At 51.3% G+C, this 14,833-nt stretch carries 14 protein-coding genes; 9 read left to right on the plus strand and 5 right to left on the minus strand.

Annotation, left to right across the window (positions count from 1 at the left end; translation table 11 throughout):
• Nucleotides 1-8: 8 nt before the first annotated feature.
• Complete coding sequence (locus tag G9C99_RS08290; protein WP_166416972.1) at nucleotides 9-764, plus strand: ion transporter; 756 nt, start codon at nucleotides 9-11, stop codon at nucleotides 762-764.
• A 1-nt stretch (nucleotide 765) separates the two neighbouring features.
• The gene (locus tag G9C99_RS08295; protein ID WP_166416973.1) at nucleotides 766-1,842 is read left to right on the plus strand and encodes a BMP family ABC transporter substrate-binding protein; all 1,077 of its coding nucleotides are present in this window, start codon (nucleotides 766-768) and stop codon (nucleotides 1,840-1,842) included.
• Nucleotides 1,843-1,914: 72 nt separating this feature from the next.
• Here G9C99_RS08295 and G9C99_RS08300 read toward each other — a convergent pair whose 3' ends face one another.
• Both G9C99_RS08300 and G9C99_RS08305 read right to left on the minus strand, forming a co-directional pair.
• A complete protein-coding gene (locus tag G9C99_RS08300) occupies nucleotides 1,915-2,232 on the minus strand; it encodes a hypothetical protein (protein WP_166416974.1) in 318 nt (105 codons plus the stop codon).
• Nucleotides 2,233-2,535: 303 nt separating this feature from the next.
• Complete coding sequence (locus G9C99_RS08305) at nucleotides 2,536-2,856, minus strand: hypothetical protein (protein WP_166416975.1); 321 nt, start codon at nucleotides 2,854-2,856, stop codon at nucleotides 2,536-2,538.
• 217 nt (nucleotides 2,857-3,073) lie between these two features.
• Between G9C99_RS08305 and G9C99_RS08310 the strand changes: the two genes are divergently transcribed.
• The 3 genes from G9C99_RS08310 to G9C99_RS08320 all read left to right on the plus strand — a co-directional run bounded on the left by G9C99_RS08310 (nucleotide 3,074) and on the right by G9C99_RS08320 (nucleotide 5,816).
• Nucleotides 3,074-4,006, plus strand: a complete 933-nt coding sequence (locus tag G9C99_RS08310; protein WP_166416976.1) for an aldo/keto reductase — start codon at nucleotides 3,074-3,076, stop codon at nucleotides 4,004-4,006.
• Complete coding sequence (locus tag G9C99_RS08315; RefSeq protein ID WP_166416977.1) at nucleotides 4,006-5,082, plus strand: NAD(P)/FAD-dependent oxidoreductase; 1,077 nt, start codon at nucleotides 4,006-4,008, stop codon at nucleotides 5,080-5,082. The genes G9C99_RS08310 and G9C99_RS08315 overlap by 1 nt, the downstream gene beginning before the upstream one ends.
• Nucleotides 5,083-5,198: 116 nt before the next feature.
• Nucleotides 5,199-5,816 (plus strand): DUF937 domain-containing protein, encoded by a 618-nt coding sequence (locus tag G9C99_RS08320; RefSeq protein WP_166416978.1) that lies wholly within the window; start codon nucleotides 5,199-5,201, stop codon nucleotides 5,814-5,816.
• Between the two features lie 119 nt (nucleotides 5,817-5,935).
• Here G9C99_RS08320 and G9C99_RS08325 read toward each other — a convergent pair whose 3' ends face one another.
• The gene (locus G9C99_RS08325) at nucleotides 5,936-8,443 is read right to left on the minus strand and encodes a GcvT family protein (RefSeq protein ID WP_166416979.1); all 2,508 of its coding nucleotides are present in this window, start codon (nucleotides 8,441-8,443) and stop codon (nucleotides 5,936-5,938) included.
• A gap of 197 nt (nucleotides 8,444-8,640) precedes the next feature.
• On the opposite strand from G9C99_RS08325, the gene panC reads away from it, so the two are divergent.
• From panC to G9C99_RS08340, 3 genes are all read left to right on the plus strand, one after another.
• Nucleotides 8,641-9,486, plus strand: a complete 846-nt coding sequence (gene panC, locus G9C99_RS08330; protein WP_166416980.1) for a pantoate--beta-alanine ligase — start codon at nucleotides 8,641-8,643, stop codon at nucleotides 9,484-9,486.
• Nucleotides 9,483-10,292, plus strand: a complete 810-nt coding sequence (gene panB, locus G9C99_RS08335) for a 3-methyl-2-oxobutanoate hydroxymethyltransferase (RefSeq protein WP_166416981.1) — start codon at nucleotides 9,483-9,485, stop codon at nucleotides 10,290-10,292. Before panC ends, panB begins: the two co-directional genes overlap by 4 nt.
• A 151-nt stretch (nucleotides 10,293-10,443) precedes the next feature.
• Nucleotides 10,444-11,094, plus strand: a complete 651-nt coding sequence (locus G9C99_RS08340; protein ID WP_166416982.1) for a lipase family protein — start codon at nucleotides 10,444-10,446, stop codon at nucleotides 11,092-11,094.
• Here the strand turns inward: G9C99_RS08340 and G9C99_RS08345 are convergent.
• Nucleotides 11,089-12,075 (minus strand): 2-hydroxyacid dehydrogenase, encoded by a 987-nt coding sequence (locus G9C99_RS08345; protein ID WP_166416983.1) that lies wholly within the window; start codon nucleotides 12,073-12,075, stop codon nucleotides 11,089-11,091. The two genes, G9C99_RS08340 and G9C99_RS08345, sit on opposite strands and share 6 nt — an antisense overlap.
• A 140-nt stretch (nucleotides 12,076-12,215) precedes the next feature.
• Between G9C99_RS08345 and G9C99_RS08350 the strand changes: the two genes are divergently transcribed.
• The gene (locus G9C99_RS08350) at nucleotides 12,216-12,710 is read left to right on the plus strand and encodes an SH3 domain-containing protein (RefSeq protein ID WP_166416984.1); all 495 of its coding nucleotides are present in this window, start codon (nucleotides 12,216-12,218) and stop codon (nucleotides 12,708-12,710) included.
• Nucleotides 12,711-12,779: 69 nt separating this feature from the next.
• Here G9C99_RS08350 and G9C99_RS08355 read toward each other — a convergent pair whose 3' ends face one another.
• Nucleotides 12,780-14,807 carry a M3 family metallopeptidase gene (locus tag G9C99_RS08355; RefSeq protein WP_166416985.1) on the minus strand — a complete coding sequence of 676 codons (2,028 nt, stop codon included), beginning with the start codon at nucleotides 14,805-14,807 and terminating at the stop codon, nucleotides 12,780-12,782.
• Between the last annotated feature and the right edge of the window lie 26 nt (nucleotides 14,808-14,833).

A 14,833-nucleotide genomic window follows, 5' to 3' on the forward strand; every position in this document is an offset into this window, starting at 1 on the left:
GGCATGTCTTGAACCGACAGGAGATCATAGACCTACTTGATGGCCATCACCCAAAATGGGGGCAAGCTGTTGCGCTTTCTTTGAATGCCCTGATCCTCCTGTCGGCAATAGCAATTGCGATTGAGACTGTCCAAGGCATACCGCTTTGGCTCGACAAATCGCTGATAGCCGTAGAGATTTTTATCCTCGCAGTTTTTGTCATCGAATATATCCTGCGCGTCACCTGCAATGCGCATCCTGTTCGATATATTTTTAGCTTTTGGGGAATTGTTGATCTTTTATCCTGCCTTCCTGCGATCGCATTGCTGCAACCAAAATGGCAGGTCGTTCGTACGCTTCGCCTTATTCGACTGGTGCGGCTGTTAAAACTGTTCCGATCCTCCATCGCGCTTGATCGCTTGTCCGCAGCTCTTTCGCTCGTCAAAGGGGAGCTTATCATTTTCGGGATCTTATCCGGGCTTATGCTATACGTAAGCGCGGTTGGTATTTATCTCTTTGAGCATACCGCCCAACCTGAGGCATTTTCTTCTATTCCTGAAAGTTTATGGTGGGCTGTCGCCTCTTTCACAACTGTCGGTTATGGTGATCTATATCCGATCACCATGGGGGGGCGTATTTTTACCAGTATCGTTTTATTTATAGGTTTGGGAATTGTTGCTGTGCCTTCAGCAATTATCACAGCAGCGCTGCTAGAAACCCAAACCACCATACGCCTACCAAACAAAACCAAAAAACCTAATACCTCGTCCAATAAGGGAGAATAATATGAAATCCATCAAACCAATTCTTGCAGGCGCTGCGCTTGCAATGGGTCTTACAGGTGCAGCACAGGCGGATGATCCGCTTGAGGTTGGCTTTATTTATGTTGGTCCTGTTGGGGACTTTGGCTGGTCTTATGAGCACAACCAGGGTCGCCTCGCTGTGGAAGAGCATTTCGGCGACGCTGTCGAAACGACATTTGTTGAAAGCGTTCCAGAAGGCGCCGATGCTGAACGCGTCATGACGCAAATGGCGCTTGAGGGTGCCGATCTTATCTTCTCAACATCCTTTGGTTACATGGACCCAACCAACGCTGTTGCAGCACGTTTCCCAAATGTGCGCTTTGAACACGCGACCGGCTATCGTCGTGATCACTCCAACGTTTCGACCTATTCCGCGCGTTTTTATGAAGGTCGCGCTGTTATTGGGACCATTGCAGGTCACATGACCGAAACAAACAAAGTTGGTTATATCGCTTCTTTCCCAATTCCAGAAGTGATCCGTGGCATCAACTCAGCCTATATTCATGCGCAGCGTGTCAATCCAGACGTCGAATTCAAAATTGTTTGGGTCTACACATGGTTTGACCCGGCCAAAGAAGCCGACGCTGCGACCGCTCTGATCGAACAAGGCGTAGACGTCATCATGCAGCACACAGACTCCCCTGCAGCGATGACTATCGCCGAAGAGCAAGGCATCTTTGCCTTTGGTCAAGCCTCCGATATGGCGCAATTTGGCCCAACAGCGCGTCTATCTTCTATCATCGACAACTGGTCCCCTTACTACATCGAACGCACACAAGCCGTGCTTGATGGCACTTGGGAATCCACGGATACATGGGACGGCATCGAACCTGGTATGGTTGAAATCGGAGAGATCGCTGACAGTGTACCAGCCGAAGTTCGCGCTGAAGCAGAAGCGCTCTCTGCATCTATCGAGTCTGGTGAATATCACGCTTTCACTGGCCCGCTGAACCGCCAAGACGGTTCCGTTTGGTTGGCTGAAGGTGAAACTGCAGATGACGGTACTTTGGCGGGAATGGATTTCTATGTCGAAGGTATCGAAGGCGAAATTCCGAATTAATAAAATATCTAAATTAAAAACCAAAAAGGCCACCTTTGAGGTGGCCTTTTCGTGAGTGGTTATAGTTTGTGTTTATTTGTCAGCGCCGTTGTCAGCTGCCGCGAGTTGGGCAAAGATAGCGGCTGCGGCTGGGTTCACGCCGCCTTGGGTGGACAAAGTGAAGCCGTCGTTGGCTTCAATCGCGTAGGAACCGTTGCCGTTTTCTTCGGCAGCTAGAGCGGTGAAAACAGCCGCTGCTTCGGTGCTTAGGCCTTGTGCGCTGTCAGTGAAGACAACGCTTTCGATGCCGCGGTTGTCCGCTGCGAAATGTGTCTGTGCGTCAAGTGCAACACCTGCGAATGCTGGAGCTGAGATCAGAACGAGTGCGGTTGAGAGTACGATGTTTTTCATAGTGTTAGCCTTTCGGGTGTCTGGTGTCTTTTGATTTCGGTGGAAGTCTTTTGCCTTCCGATGATTGGTATTTGGGGGTCGCCAAGCTGATGTTCAATGCACATAAACGTGAGAATGATGAAATGTTGGTGCATTCTTGCACACATAAATGTGCACTTTATTACAGCCCGCCCCCTCTTGAAATTTTCGGGCGGTTTCACGGGCGCGCGGCTGCCTTCCACAGCAAAACAAATGTGCTAAAACCAAAAAGACCCCCGCAATCGCGAGGGCCCTTTGGGGAGAAATCATGTCTTAAGCTGATCTTTACTTGTCTGGGCCATCCTCAGCCGCAGCAAGCTGAGCAAAAATCGCAGCAGCGGCCGGGTTCACCCCACCTTGGGTGGAGCGTGTCATGCCGTCGTTGGCCTCAAACACGTGGCGACCGTCGCCATTGTCTTCTGCAGCCAATGCAGTGAAGATCGCTGCCGCCTCGGCGCTTAGACCTTGTGTGCTGCCGGTGAAGACAACGCTTTCGATGCCCATGTTGTCAGCTGCAAAATGGTTGCGGGCGATATCAGCAGATGAACCCGCGAAAGCTGGTGCTGAAGCAAGAACAAGTGCGGCGGAGAGAAGAACGTTTTTCATGGTGTAACCTTTCGGATGTCTGGTGTCTGTGATTGCGGTGGAAGACTGCTGCCTTCCGATACAATCCATCTGGGAACACTCATCCTCAACTACAATGCACACATCCGTGACAAGACCGTAACATTCAGTAAAGGACGCGCCGAAGTCGTTGTAAAAATCTGGAACGCGTGTTCATTTTCTCTCTTTCACATCGATTTTTCTCATGTACGTTCCACGCATGACAAACCTAAAAACCATAGCACATGCTCCCGCCTCTTCTCTTTGCTTTGGCACAATGCAATTCGGTGGATCCGCTGACATCTATCAATCCCAAGCAATGTTTGAGGCCTGTATAGAGGCTGGTGTAAACTTCTTTGACACCGCGTATGTTTATACCGATGGAGCGTCGGAAACGATGCTGGGACAGTTTCTCAAGTCTGATCGAGATACAGCATTGGTTGCAACCAAATGCGCCTATACTGGTGGATCAGGTGAAAAAAATATCACCGCTCAGTTTGACGAAAGCCGCAGGCGTTTAAACCTCGATACGGTAGATATTTTGTATCTGCACCGCTGGGACAATGACACCGATCTTAACGAAACATTTGCAACACTATGCAACCTCAAAGATCAGGGCGCTCTGCGTTATATTGGGTTGTCAAACTGTGCAGCTTGGCAAGCCATGAAGGCCGCCCATGTCGCTGAAAAATTCGACTTAAGCATTGATATACTCCAACCCATGTATAGTCTGGTGAAACGTCAAGCGGAGGTTGAAATTCTTCCGATGGCAAAGTCAGAAGGCATTGCAGTTGCACCATATTCACCATTAGGGGCCGGTGTTTTGACGGGCAAATACGCGTCTGGCGGAACTGGGCGGCTCTCCCAAGACAGTCGATACAAAAGCCGCTACGGCAAAGACTGGATGTTCGAAACAGGCGAAAAGCTAAAATCACTTGCGGACGAGGCTCACACTCCTGCGGCCACGCTCGCCGTTTCCTGGGCCATGAAGCACCCCGCCGTGACAGCGCCAATTATTTCTGCACGTAATGCTGATCAGCTCCAACCTTCTTTAGATGCCTTACGTTTTAACATGGACGATACGCTCTATTCTGAAATCTCTGCTTTGTCCGTTGCGCCTGCACCCGCGACAGACCGCTTGGAGGAAGCATAATGTTTGATTTTTTAATTATCGGTGGAGGGATCGCAGGAATTTCGGCCGCTGCGCGTCTGTCGTCAGTCGGGTCTGTGCAACTCTGTGAAACCGAAGATGCCCTTGGCTACCATGCTTCGGGCCGATCCGCTGCACTATTTGAAGAGACTTATGGCAAACCCAGCACGATTGAACTGAACAAAGCAAGCTACAGCTATCACAAAGATGAAAACGGTGGCGTGCTTTCCCCACGGGGATTGATGTTGATCGGGCGCAAAGATGAAAAAGAGGCGTTTGAGACAGATTGTGGCGTCATGGCGATGCACCCGATTTCGATTATAGAGGCCTGCAGTAAAATACCCGTATTAAACACAGATACCGTCGCTTATGCCGCCTACCATGAAGACGCTCAGGATATCGACACAGATCTATTGCTGCAAAACTTCGCTAGAACAGCGCGTCGGAACGGGGCGCAAATCGCAACAAAAGCCGGCGTAACATCCATCGATCACCTTAAACCCGGCTGGCGTGTCACAACACACGCTGGTGCTTTTGAAGCAAAACTGATCGTAAACGCGGCAGGCGCTTGGGTTGATGACATCGCCACAATGGCAGGTGTGAGACCCTTAGGCCTAAGCCCACTAAAACGTTCAATGGCCCGAATTCCAGCCCCTGGTGGGCATGATACGCGCAGTTGGCCGATGTTGTTTGGCACAGGCGAAAGTTGGTATGCGAAACCCGATGCAGGAAAACTATTGGTTTCCCCTGCCGATGAAGAACTCGTGACGCCACATGACGCATGGGCAGATGATATGGTTCTGGCCGAGGGTTTGGCAAAATACGAAGAAATGGTCACTGAACCCGTAACGCGATTGGAAAGCAGTTGGGCTGGGTTACGCACGTTTGCACCCGATAGATGTTTGGTTATAGGGCATGACACACAGGTATCTGATTTTTTCTGGCTGGCTGGGCAAGGCGGTTATGGGATGCAGACATCCCCAGCTGCAAGTCAACTTGCTGCAGACCTTATTGCTGGGCGTGTTCCTGAAATAGACAAGTGCGCGATTTCCGCACTCTCCCCCGCACGGTTTGACTAGTTAAACCGTGAACCAATCAAAACCCATTTTGTGTGACATAAAAATAGCATTTTTCCCCTTAGGTCGTAGCGTGAATATCGGTAGGTTCTACCCAACACACATCTAAGGGGATATCGATGTCATTACTTTCGCTATTGCAACAAGCACAGGGTGGCCAAGGCCTTCAGGCGTTGGCACAGCAGTTTTCGCTGGACGAAGGGCAAGCAAACACACTCACGGAGATGCTTGCACCAGCGATCGGATCCGCAACGCGCCAGAGAGCCGAAGCCTCTGGTGGGCTCGCCTCTGTTCTGGGGGCGCTTCGCGGTGAAGACCAAGCAGCAATGTTTGATGATGCATCTGCAGCAGCGGGCGATGCTGGTCGTGCGCAAGGCGCGGCATTTCTTGACGGAATTCTTGGCAGTTCTGAAGCGACCAGCGGATTAGCAGAAGAAGCAGCCAACCGTTCTGGAATTGATCTTGGCACCATTCAGCAATTTTTGCCTGCACTTGCAGCCATGCTTCAGGGCGGAATGCAGCGCAACATGCCAGATAGCTCAATCGATGGAATGATGTCAGGCCTGACTGCTGGAGCGTCCCAAGGCGGCGGATTGATGGGCATTGTTGGCGGTCTTTTAGGTGGCTCTTCTGGTCAACAATCTGGTGGAATGGATCTCAGCACACTCACCAACATGCTAGATGCTGACGGCGATGGATCGCCACTTGATGATATTCTCGGGAAATTCATGGGATAAGGACGGGATAAGTCCAAAGGTGCAACAACTCGCCCCAATGCCTTGTGCATTGGGGTTTTTTATTTGCCTGTGGCACTGTTGGTCAAAGAAAAGGCGGGGTCGATGCCCCGCCTTTTTATTTATCCGTTTACGCGGATGTTTGCGTTTGTCGGATCATATGGGCTGTCTTCGACAATCACCGCATCCCACAACTGGTCCTGCATTTTGATCTTCAGCTTTGTGCCAACTTCAGAATGCTCTGGTTTCACATAGCCCATCCCAATGGATTTCTCGAAGTGAACTGAATACCCGCCAGATGTTAGACGACCGGTATGTGTACCATCCTCAGTATACAGAACCTCACGGCCCCATGGATCAGCATCTGATGGGCCATCGATCAAGATAGTAACGCATTTCACGCGCACACCTGTTTCGACCATTGCTTCTTTACCATGGAATTCTTTTCCAAGGTCGATAAAGCGCGGTAGATCAGCCTCAGCCGGGGTCGCATCACGGCCCAACTCATTGCCAAACGCACGGTAAGATTTTTCCTGACGCAACCAGTTTTGCGCACGCGCGCCAACCAGTTTCATGCCATGCTTTTCACCAGCTTTTTCGAGCAGATCAAAGAGGTAATTCTGCATTTCAATCGGGTGATGCAATTCCCAACCCAATTCACCAGTATAGGCGACACGGATCGCATTTACCGGGCACATGCCCAATTCGATCTGTTTTGCAGACAACCAAGGGAAGCGTTTGTTTGTCAGAGCGGTTTCTGGATCAGCGTCTTTGATGATCTCTTTGAGAACATCGCGGGACTTTGGTCCAGCAAGCGCGAACACACCCCATTGTGTGGTAACATCTTGGATTTCGATGTAACCGAATTCTTCCATTTTGTCTTCGGCAGCTTTGCGCAAGAAGTCAGCATCGTATTCAGTCCAAGCACCGGCAGAAACAAGGTAATAGTTGTTTTCGCCGTTGCGCACGATGGTGTATTCGGTGCGTGTTGTACCTTTGGATGTCAACGCATAAGTCAGGTTGATACGGCCGATTTTTGGCAGTTTGTTACATGTGAACCAATCAAGGAACTGTGTCGCGCCCGGCCCTTTTACAACGTGTTTTGTAAATGCTGTCGCATCAACAAGACCAACACCTTCGCGGATTGCCTTTGCTTCGTCTACAGCGTGCTGCCACCAGCCACCGCGACGGAATGAACGCGCGTCGTGGTCAAAGTTATCTGGTGCATCAAGTGGACCAAAGTAGTTTGGACGTTCCCATCCGTTCACCCAACCAAATTGCGCACCACGTGCAGCCTGACGGTCATATGCCGGAGACATACGCAACGGACGTGCTGCTGGGCGTTCCTCATCAGGGTGGTGTACGATGTAAACGTGATCGTAGCATTCTTCGTTTTTGCGCGCTGCAAATTCGGTGGTCATCCAGTTTTGCGAATAGCGTTTCGGGTCAAGAGACGCCATGTCGATCTCTGCTTCGCCTTCAACCATCATCTGCGCGAGGTAGTAGCCAGTACCACCAGCCGCAGTGATCCCGAAAGAGAACCCTTCAGCCAACCACATATTGCGCATGCCGGGTGCCGGGCCAACCAATGGGTTGCCGTCAGGTGTGTAGCAAATTGGGCCGTTGAAATCGTCTTTCAAACCGCTTTCTTCGCAGGACGGCATGCGATGGATCATCGCCATGTATTGTTCTTCGATCCGCTCTAGATCGAGTGGGAACAAGTCTGCGCGGAATGAATCTGGCACACCGTATTCAAAGCATGCTGGTGCGTTTTTCTCATACACACCCAAAATCCAACCGCCACGCTCTTCGCGAACGTAAGATTGCGCATCTGCATCACGAATGACCGGATGTTCTGGGTTGCCAGCTTCGCGGTATTTCACCAGTTCTGGGTCTTGATCCATAACAATGAATTGGTGCTCAACCGGGATCGCTGGCATCTTAATGCCCAGCATTTGCGCAGTACGCTGTGCGTGGTTGCCAGACGCGGTTACGACGTGCTCAGCCGTGATAACGATCTGTTCTTCACCTGGGACAAGGTTGCCACCCTTTTCAACCATTTTGGTGCAGATGACTTCCCAATGGGTGCCATTCCAGTTGAATGCATCTGCTTGCCATTTACGTTCAATCATGACGCCACGTTGGCGTGCACCTTTGGCCATCGCCTGTGTCACGTCCGCGGGGTTAATGTAACCGTCAGTGTTATGATAAATCGCGCCCTTAAGGTCTTCTGTGTTGATCAGCGGCCAACGCACTTTGATCTCATCAGGTGTCAAGAATTCGTAAGGCACACCGCAGGTTTCCGCAGTTGACGCATACAACATGTATTCGTCCATACGTTCGTCAGTCTGCGCCATGCGCAAATTCCCAACGACGGCGAAACCAGCGTTAAGGCCTGTTTCTTCCTCAAGTGATTTATAAAAATCAACGGAGTATTTATGGATGTGCGTTGTCGCATATGACATGTTGAACAACGGCAAAAGGCCAGCAGCGTGCCAGGTTGAACCGGACGTCAATTCGTCCCGTTCAATCAACATCACATCATCCCAACCTGCTTTGGCAAGGTGATACGCAATGGAGGTACCAATGGCACCGCCACCAACAACAAGGGCTTTTACTTGAGTTTGCATGGGGCGAATCTTTCTCATCTTGATTTGGAAAGAATGTGCAATAAAATCCCAAGAAATGCGAAGGGGGGCCGACCGTACATCGTCTGAAACCGACGTAATGAGGGAATTACGACGGTTGCCGCATTGCAGCAATTTTCGTTGATCCATGGCGCACAGACCTATAGAACTGTTTCAAAGTGAACTGAAGGACACAGTGAATGCAGATTTGCAGAACCGTAGCCGACTTACGCAACGCCACGGCACAATTCCGAAAAGATGGTGAAAACATCGCACTGGTGCCCACCATGGGCTTTTTACATGATGGACACATGGCATTGGTCGCCCAAGCAAACGCTCTGGCCGAACGCAGCGTTGCCACGATTTTTGTTAACCCTAGTCAGTTTGGCGAAACCGCCGATTTGGACGCATATCCCCGCAATGAGGCCCGCGACTTTGCCATGTTAGAGGCAGCAGGCGTTGATGTTGTTTTTGTGCCTGACGTCATCGAAGTTTATCCTGAGGGCGATGAAACCATCGTCGAAACCACCGGGTTGGCCAATGTCTTGCACGGCCTCGTGCGGCCCGGTCATTTTCGCGGAGTCACCACTGTTGTCGCCCGGCTTTTTAACTTTTGCCAACCAGATTTCGCTGTGTTTGGCGAAAAAGACTACCAACAGTTGCAAGTCATCAAACGGATGACACGCGATCTGGGGTTCCCTATCGAAATCGTCGGTGTCACAACCGAGCGCGAAACCGATGGGTTGGCAATGTCATCGCGCAATGTAAGACTGACACCAGAGGACCGCGTCGCGGCGTTAGTCCTATCACAATCTTTAACCGCGGCAGAAACAGCGGCCAAAAACGGCGCAACTGTCGAAGATATAGCCGCTGTGCTAAAATCGACTATTACCGCTGAACCACGCGCCACATTACGTGGTCTAGATGTGGTTGATGCGTCTAGCTTGGCCCCGATCAGCGGGGTATTGACTTCACCGGTCGCCATTATGCTTTCGGCAGAATTTGGCGGCGTTCTTCTTCTTGATCAAAGGGTTATAAATCCATGAGTGCTCAAAAACAGATCCGCCGTACAACTGTTCCGCAAATCTCCGCCCGCAAAAGTGGCGATCCTATCGTGTCATTGACAAGTTACCACGCCCACACGGCTGCTATCGTCGATAAATATGCCGACTTCATCTTAGTAGGCGATAGCTTAGGTATGGTGATGCATGGCATGGAAAGCACCGTTGGCGTGCCTTTAGACCTGATGATCATGCACGGCAAAGCCGTTGTACGTGGCACACAAAAGGCGCTGATCGTGGTCGACATGCCCTTTGGCACCTATGAAGAAAGCCCCAACATGGCCTTTCGCAATGCAGCGAAAATCATGAAGGAAACAAGCTGCGGCGCGGTGAAAATCGAAGGCGGCGCGCGCATGGCTGAAACGATCAAATTCTTAACAGAACGCGGCATCCCGGTCATGGCACATATCGGCCTGACACCGCAATCCAGCCACGTCATGGGCGGATTCAAAACCCAAGGCCGCGAAGAAGAGAGCTGGGCCGCGCATGAAGCCGACGCCAAAGCCGTAACAGAGGCCGGCGCCTTTGCCATCGTGCTGGAAGGCATGGTCGAACCATTGGCCGCACGGATCACCAAACAAGTTAATATCCCAACGATCGGCATCGGCGCATCAGCTGAGTGCGACGGGCAGATTTTGGTGTTGGAAGACATGCTTGGGCTTAACCCATGGGTGCCCAAATTTGTCAAAGTTTACGGTCAACTCGGTCCAATGATCGAACAAGCCGTTTCGGACTATGCAGAGGACGTAAAAACCCGCGCATTCCCAACAGAAGACCAAGTTTACCGCTAGGTTTCAATCCGCAGTGCATCTGCAGAAACAGTGTAAGACAATCGTATGCCTCTGGTTCATACGATTGTCTGATCGAGTATATTTTGCGCCATTTCCGAAAATATGCTACGCCTCTTCCTGTTTTTAGAATTTCTTTTAGACAGGACTGTATATGCAATATTCTTTGCTCGACGCCGCCTATTTGGCGCAGGCCGCTTACGACCCCAAATTCAATGCACGTACCAAAGATAAGTTGGTCAAATCTTTAGACCACAAAGGTGTTCAGGCCCATATTCTAAGCAACCGCACCTTGCTTATTACTGGCAGTAACGGCGTAGATGATTACATCAACTATAATCTCAAGGTCTTTAATCTGTTTGGGGAAAAATACCGGTTTTCAGATGAAACAGTTGAGGCCGGACACAGTCGTGCCATGTGGCATCAAGGTTTCCTGAAACACGCCCGCATCGTTTATGAATTTGCAAAACCGTTTAAACCAAATTTCATAATTGGGCATTCGCTCGGCGGGGCAAGCGCGCAAATTTTAGCCAAAAGTTTCGGCGTGCCGGCAATTGGCTTTGCCTCCCCAAGAACGCAGCGCAAACGATCTGCGAAAATCAAAGGCGAAGAGCATTCCCTGACCTTGTGGCGGGTGGACGATACAGTGCCACATATGCCGCCGGGATTTCGGCATTTGGGGCGCAGTATTGGGATTGGGACCAAAGTAAACAATCCCGGTATGGATCATTCAATGGAACACTACATTCCGTTGATTAAGACATTAGCCGGTGATCCTCGCGTCCCTGACCATTGGCCTTTATAGCATACTGGGCACAACCAAATCAGGCGGGCGGTGACCGTCAGCAAAGGTTTTGATATTGATCAGGACCTTTTCGCCCATTTCAATCCGACCCTCATGCGTTGCAGAGCCCATATGCGGCAACAACAGGACATTGTCCAAATCCCGCAAACGAGGGTTTATACCTTGGCCATGTTCGTACACATCAAGCCCTGCACCCGCGATTTCACCAGAGCGCAACCCACGCGTCAGCGCATTTTCGTCGATGACTTCGCCACGGGAAGTGTTCACGATAACCGCGCTGGGTTTCATCAATTTCAGGCGACGTGCGTTGATTAGGTGAAAGGTTGACGGCGTGTGCGGGCAATTGATCGAAATTACATCCATCCGCGCCACCATCTGGTCAAGGCTTTCCCAATAGGTCGCGTCGAATTCTGCCTCTATCTCAGGATGAAGCCGTTTGCGGTTATGATAATGCACCTGCATTCCAAAGGCCTGTGCGCGCCGCGCAACCGCCTGACCAATGCGACCCATGCCCAATATGCCCAAACGACGCCCGCTCACACGCCCACCCAGCAACGCGGTCGGTGCCCAACCTTCCCATTTCCCGGAGCGCATCAAAGCGACCCCTTCGGAAATGCGCCGAGTCACCCCAAGGATCAGCGCCATTGTCATATCGGCCGTGTCATCGGTCACAACTCCGGGTGTATTTGCAACCAAAATACCACGCTGGCGGGCGGACGATACATCTATATTATCAACGCCAGCTCCAAAGTTCGCGATCAACTTTAACTGTTCACCTGCAGCAGCAAGCATATTGGCGTCAATCGTCTCGGTGATCGTCGGAACCAGAACGTCCGCACGTTTCATCGCATTAACCAGTTCGTCACGGGTCATCGGCGTATCCGTTTCGCGTAACTCAACATCAAAGAGTTCGCTCATCCGGGTTTCCACAACCTCGGGCAACCGTCGCGTTACAACAACACTCAGCCGTTCAGACGCCATCTTGGCTCTCCCTATTCTTCACAACATACGCCATTACTGTCAGAGTGCGGGATAGAGAAGCGGGATACAAGAACCCGTTCATCGCAAGGCAATATTAATTTGCGACATCAAATAGGCAGTAAAGGGCACGGGCGAACAACATGACCCGACTAGGCACACTTATCATCGCGATTTGGGCAACATCCGCGACATTGGGGCACACGCAGGCACGGGGCGACGTCACGAATTTGCCAATCCCTCGCTATGTGTCCATGAAAGCGTCTGAGGGCAACATTCGACGCGGCCCCAGCCTAACGCATCGCATCGACTGGGTTTTTCAACACCGAAACATGCCTTTGCAGATCACCGCAGAATACGGCAATTGGCGCCGTGTGCGTGATCGCGATGGTGTTGGCGGTTGGATACACTATTCACTACTGTCAGGTGTGCGGACTGTTATTGTCGAAACCGATATGCTGCCGCTTTATCGCAATCCGAGCTTAGACGCACAAATCAACGCAAACCTAGAACTCGGCGTTATTGCTGAACTCGAAGAATGTACCCTTAACTGGTGCGAGCTGGAGGCAGACGGATATTCCGGCTGGGCCCCAAAATCTGCCTTTTGGGGCGTCAACGCCGATGAGGTTTTTGAATAGGGCTCACATCTGCGCCAAATCCTAAAAACCAGCGACCCACTGCATGGCAGTGGGTCACAATTTAGATGGTTAAGCCACGTGATCTAAGCCACGCCCCTTAAGCAAAGCTTCAACGCCCGGCATGCGGCCACGGAACCCTTTGTATAGAACATCGGCTTCCTTTGATCCGCCTGTGGACAGGATGTTGGCCTCTAGGCTTTTGGCAAGATCAGCGTCAAACGCATCGCCCACTTCTTCAAACGCGGCAAAAGCGTCTGCATCCATTACCTCTGACCACATGTAACTGTAGTAGGCGCTGGAATATCCATCGCCTGCAAACACATGGGCAAACTGTGGGGTACGGTGGCGCATTTCAATTGCCGCGGGCATGCCGATTTCAGCCAAAATTTCGGCCTGTTTCGCCATTGGGTCTTTGGGCGCCGGGCCATCATGAAATTCCAAATCAACAAGCGCTGACGCCACATATTCGACGGTGGAAAATCCCATATCATAGGTTTGCGCGGCCAAAAGACGATCGAGCAGCGCCTTTGGCATAGCCTCGCCGGTTTCGGCGTGGGTTGCGTATTTCGCCAGCACCTCAGGCACTTCTAACCAATGTTCATAAAGCTGACTTGGCAGTTCCACAAAATCGCGTGCAACTGAGGTGCCAGAGATCGACCCATAGGTGACGTTTGATAGCATCTGGTGCAGAGCATGGCCAAATTCATGGAACAACGTGCGCGCATCGTCATAAGACAAAAGCGCAACGGACCCTTCAGCCGGTTTGGCAAAATTGCAAACATTCATCACGATGGGTTGTGTGTCTTTGCCCAGCTTTTTCTGACTGCGCATCGCGGAACACCACGCGCCTGACCGTTTTGATCCACGCGCAAAGTAGTCGCCAACAAACACAGCTATGTGTTTACCATTGCGCATCACTTCCCATGCGCGTGCATCAGGGTGGTAAAGCGGCACATCAAGCGGTGCAAATTGCAGATCGAACAGCCGTGATGCACAATCAAAAGAGGCCTCAATCATCCGATCAAGTTGTAGATACGGTTTGAGTTCGGCTTCATCCAGATCATGTTCGGCCTTGCGGCGTTTTTCCGAATAGTGATGCCAATCCCAAGGGGCCAATGGGCCGTTGACGCCATCGTCTTGCATCATCTGTGTTAAGATTTCGGCATCAAGGTTGGCTTGCGCGCGCGCAGGTTTCCAAACCTGCATCAACAAATCCCGCACATTTTCCGGCGTTTTCGCCATTTCGGTTTCGAGTTTGAAATGCGCAAAGTTATCGTAGCCCAGCAGATGTGCGCGTTCTTCACGCAGGGCAAGTGTTTCAGCGGTGATGTCTTGGTTATCGGTTTTCCCGCCGTTCGCGCCGCGCGCGGCCCAGGCGTTGTAGGCTTTTTCACGCAGATCACGACGCGTCGAGAACTGTAAAAACGGCACGATCAACGACCGCGACAGGGTTACAACATGACCCTCAATCCCGTGCTCTTTGGCCGCTGAGGCTGCGGTGGCCAGAACGAAATCGGGCAGGCCATCAAGATCGCCTTTGCCGAGTTCCATAAACCATTCCCGTTCATCAGCCAGCAGGTTTTGTGTGAAATCCGTGCCCAAAACGGCAAGGCGATTTTTAACCTCTTTGAACCGTTCCCGCGCGGTGCCTGTCAGGTTGGCTCCGGCCCGTACAAACCCGCGACGATGTAACGTCAGCACCCGCAGTTGCTCATCTGTTAGATTTAATGTTTCACGTTTTTCCCAAAGTGTTTCAATACGTTGGAACAGGTCCGCGTTCATGAAAACCTCAGAACTATAGGCCGAAAGTTTTGGGGCAAAGTCCCGCTGGAGCTGTTCACGAGCCGGATTACTATCGCTTCCGGCTAAGGTATAAAACACCGACAGCACCTTATCTAAGGCATCGCCGGATAACTCCAATGCCTCAATCGTGTTCGCGAATGTGGGAGTGTCGGGATTGTTTGCGATGGCTTGAATGCTTTCACGGTCTTCGGCCAAAGCGGTTTCAAAAGCGGGCGCAAAATCCGCGTCTGTGATCAAATCAAATGGCGCAATTTCAAAGGGCGTGGTCCAGTCGGACAAAAGCGGATTGGTCATTCGGGTCTCCTTTGGCACAAAGCTAT

The organism is Cochlodiniinecator piscidefendens, assembly GCF_011326755.1.
In the GTDB taxonomy this organism is placed as follows: Bacteria; Pseudomonadota; Alphaproteobacteria; order Rhodobacterales; family Rhodobacteraceae; genus Cochlodiniinecator; species Cochlodiniinecator piscidefendens.

Coding starts and splice junctions, on each gene's coding strand:
- G9C99_RS08295 (WP_166416973.1), top strand. CDS start 766: ATGAAATCCATCAAACCAATTCTTGCAGGCGCTGCGCTTGCAATGGGT.
- G9C99_RS08300 (WP_166416974.1), bottom strand. CDS start 2,232: ATGAAAAACATCGTACTCTCAACCGCACTCGTTCTGATCTCAGCTCCA.
- G9C99_RS08305 (WP_166416975.1), bottom strand. CDS start 2,856: ATGAAAAACGTTCTTCTCTCCGCCGCACTTGTTCTTGCTTCAGCACCA.
- G9C99_RS08310 (WP_166416976.1), top strand. CDS start 3,074: ATGACAAACCTAAAAACCATAGCACATGCTCCCGCCTCTTCTCTTTGC.
- G9C99_RS08315 (WP_166416977.1), top strand. CDS start 4,006: ATGTTTGATTTTTTAATTATCGGTGGAGGGATCGCAGGAATTTCGGCC.
- G9C99_RS08320 (WP_166416978.1), top strand. CDS start 5,199: ATGTCATTACTTTCGCTATTGCAACAAGCACAGGGTGGCCAAGGCCTT.
- G9C99_RS08325 (WP_166416979.1), bottom strand. CDS start 8,443: ATGCAAACTCAAGTAAAAGCCCTTGTTGTTGGTGGCGGTGCCATTGGT.
- panC (WP_166416980.1), top strand. CDS start 8,641: ATGCAGATTTGCAGAACCGTAGCCGACTTACGCAACGCCACGGCACAA.
- panB (WP_166416981.1), top strand. CDS start 9,483: ATGAGTGCTCAAAAACAGATCCGCCGTACAACTGTTCCGCAAATCTCC.
- G9C99_RS08340 (WP_166416982.1), top strand. CDS start 10,444: ATGCAATATTCTTTGCTCGACGCCGCCTATTTGGCGCAGGCCGCTTAC.
- G9C99_RS08345 (WP_166416983.1), bottom strand. CDS start 12,075: ATGGCGTCTGAACGGCTGAGTGTTGTTGTAACGCGACGGTTGCCCGAG.
- G9C99_RS08350 (WP_166416984.1), top strand. CDS start 12,216: ATGACCCGACTAGGCACACTTATCATCGCGATTTGGGCAACATCCGCG.
- G9C99_RS08355 (WP_166416985.1), bottom strand. CDS start 14,807: ATGACCAATCCGCTTTTGTCCGACTGGACCACGCCCTTTGAAATTGCG.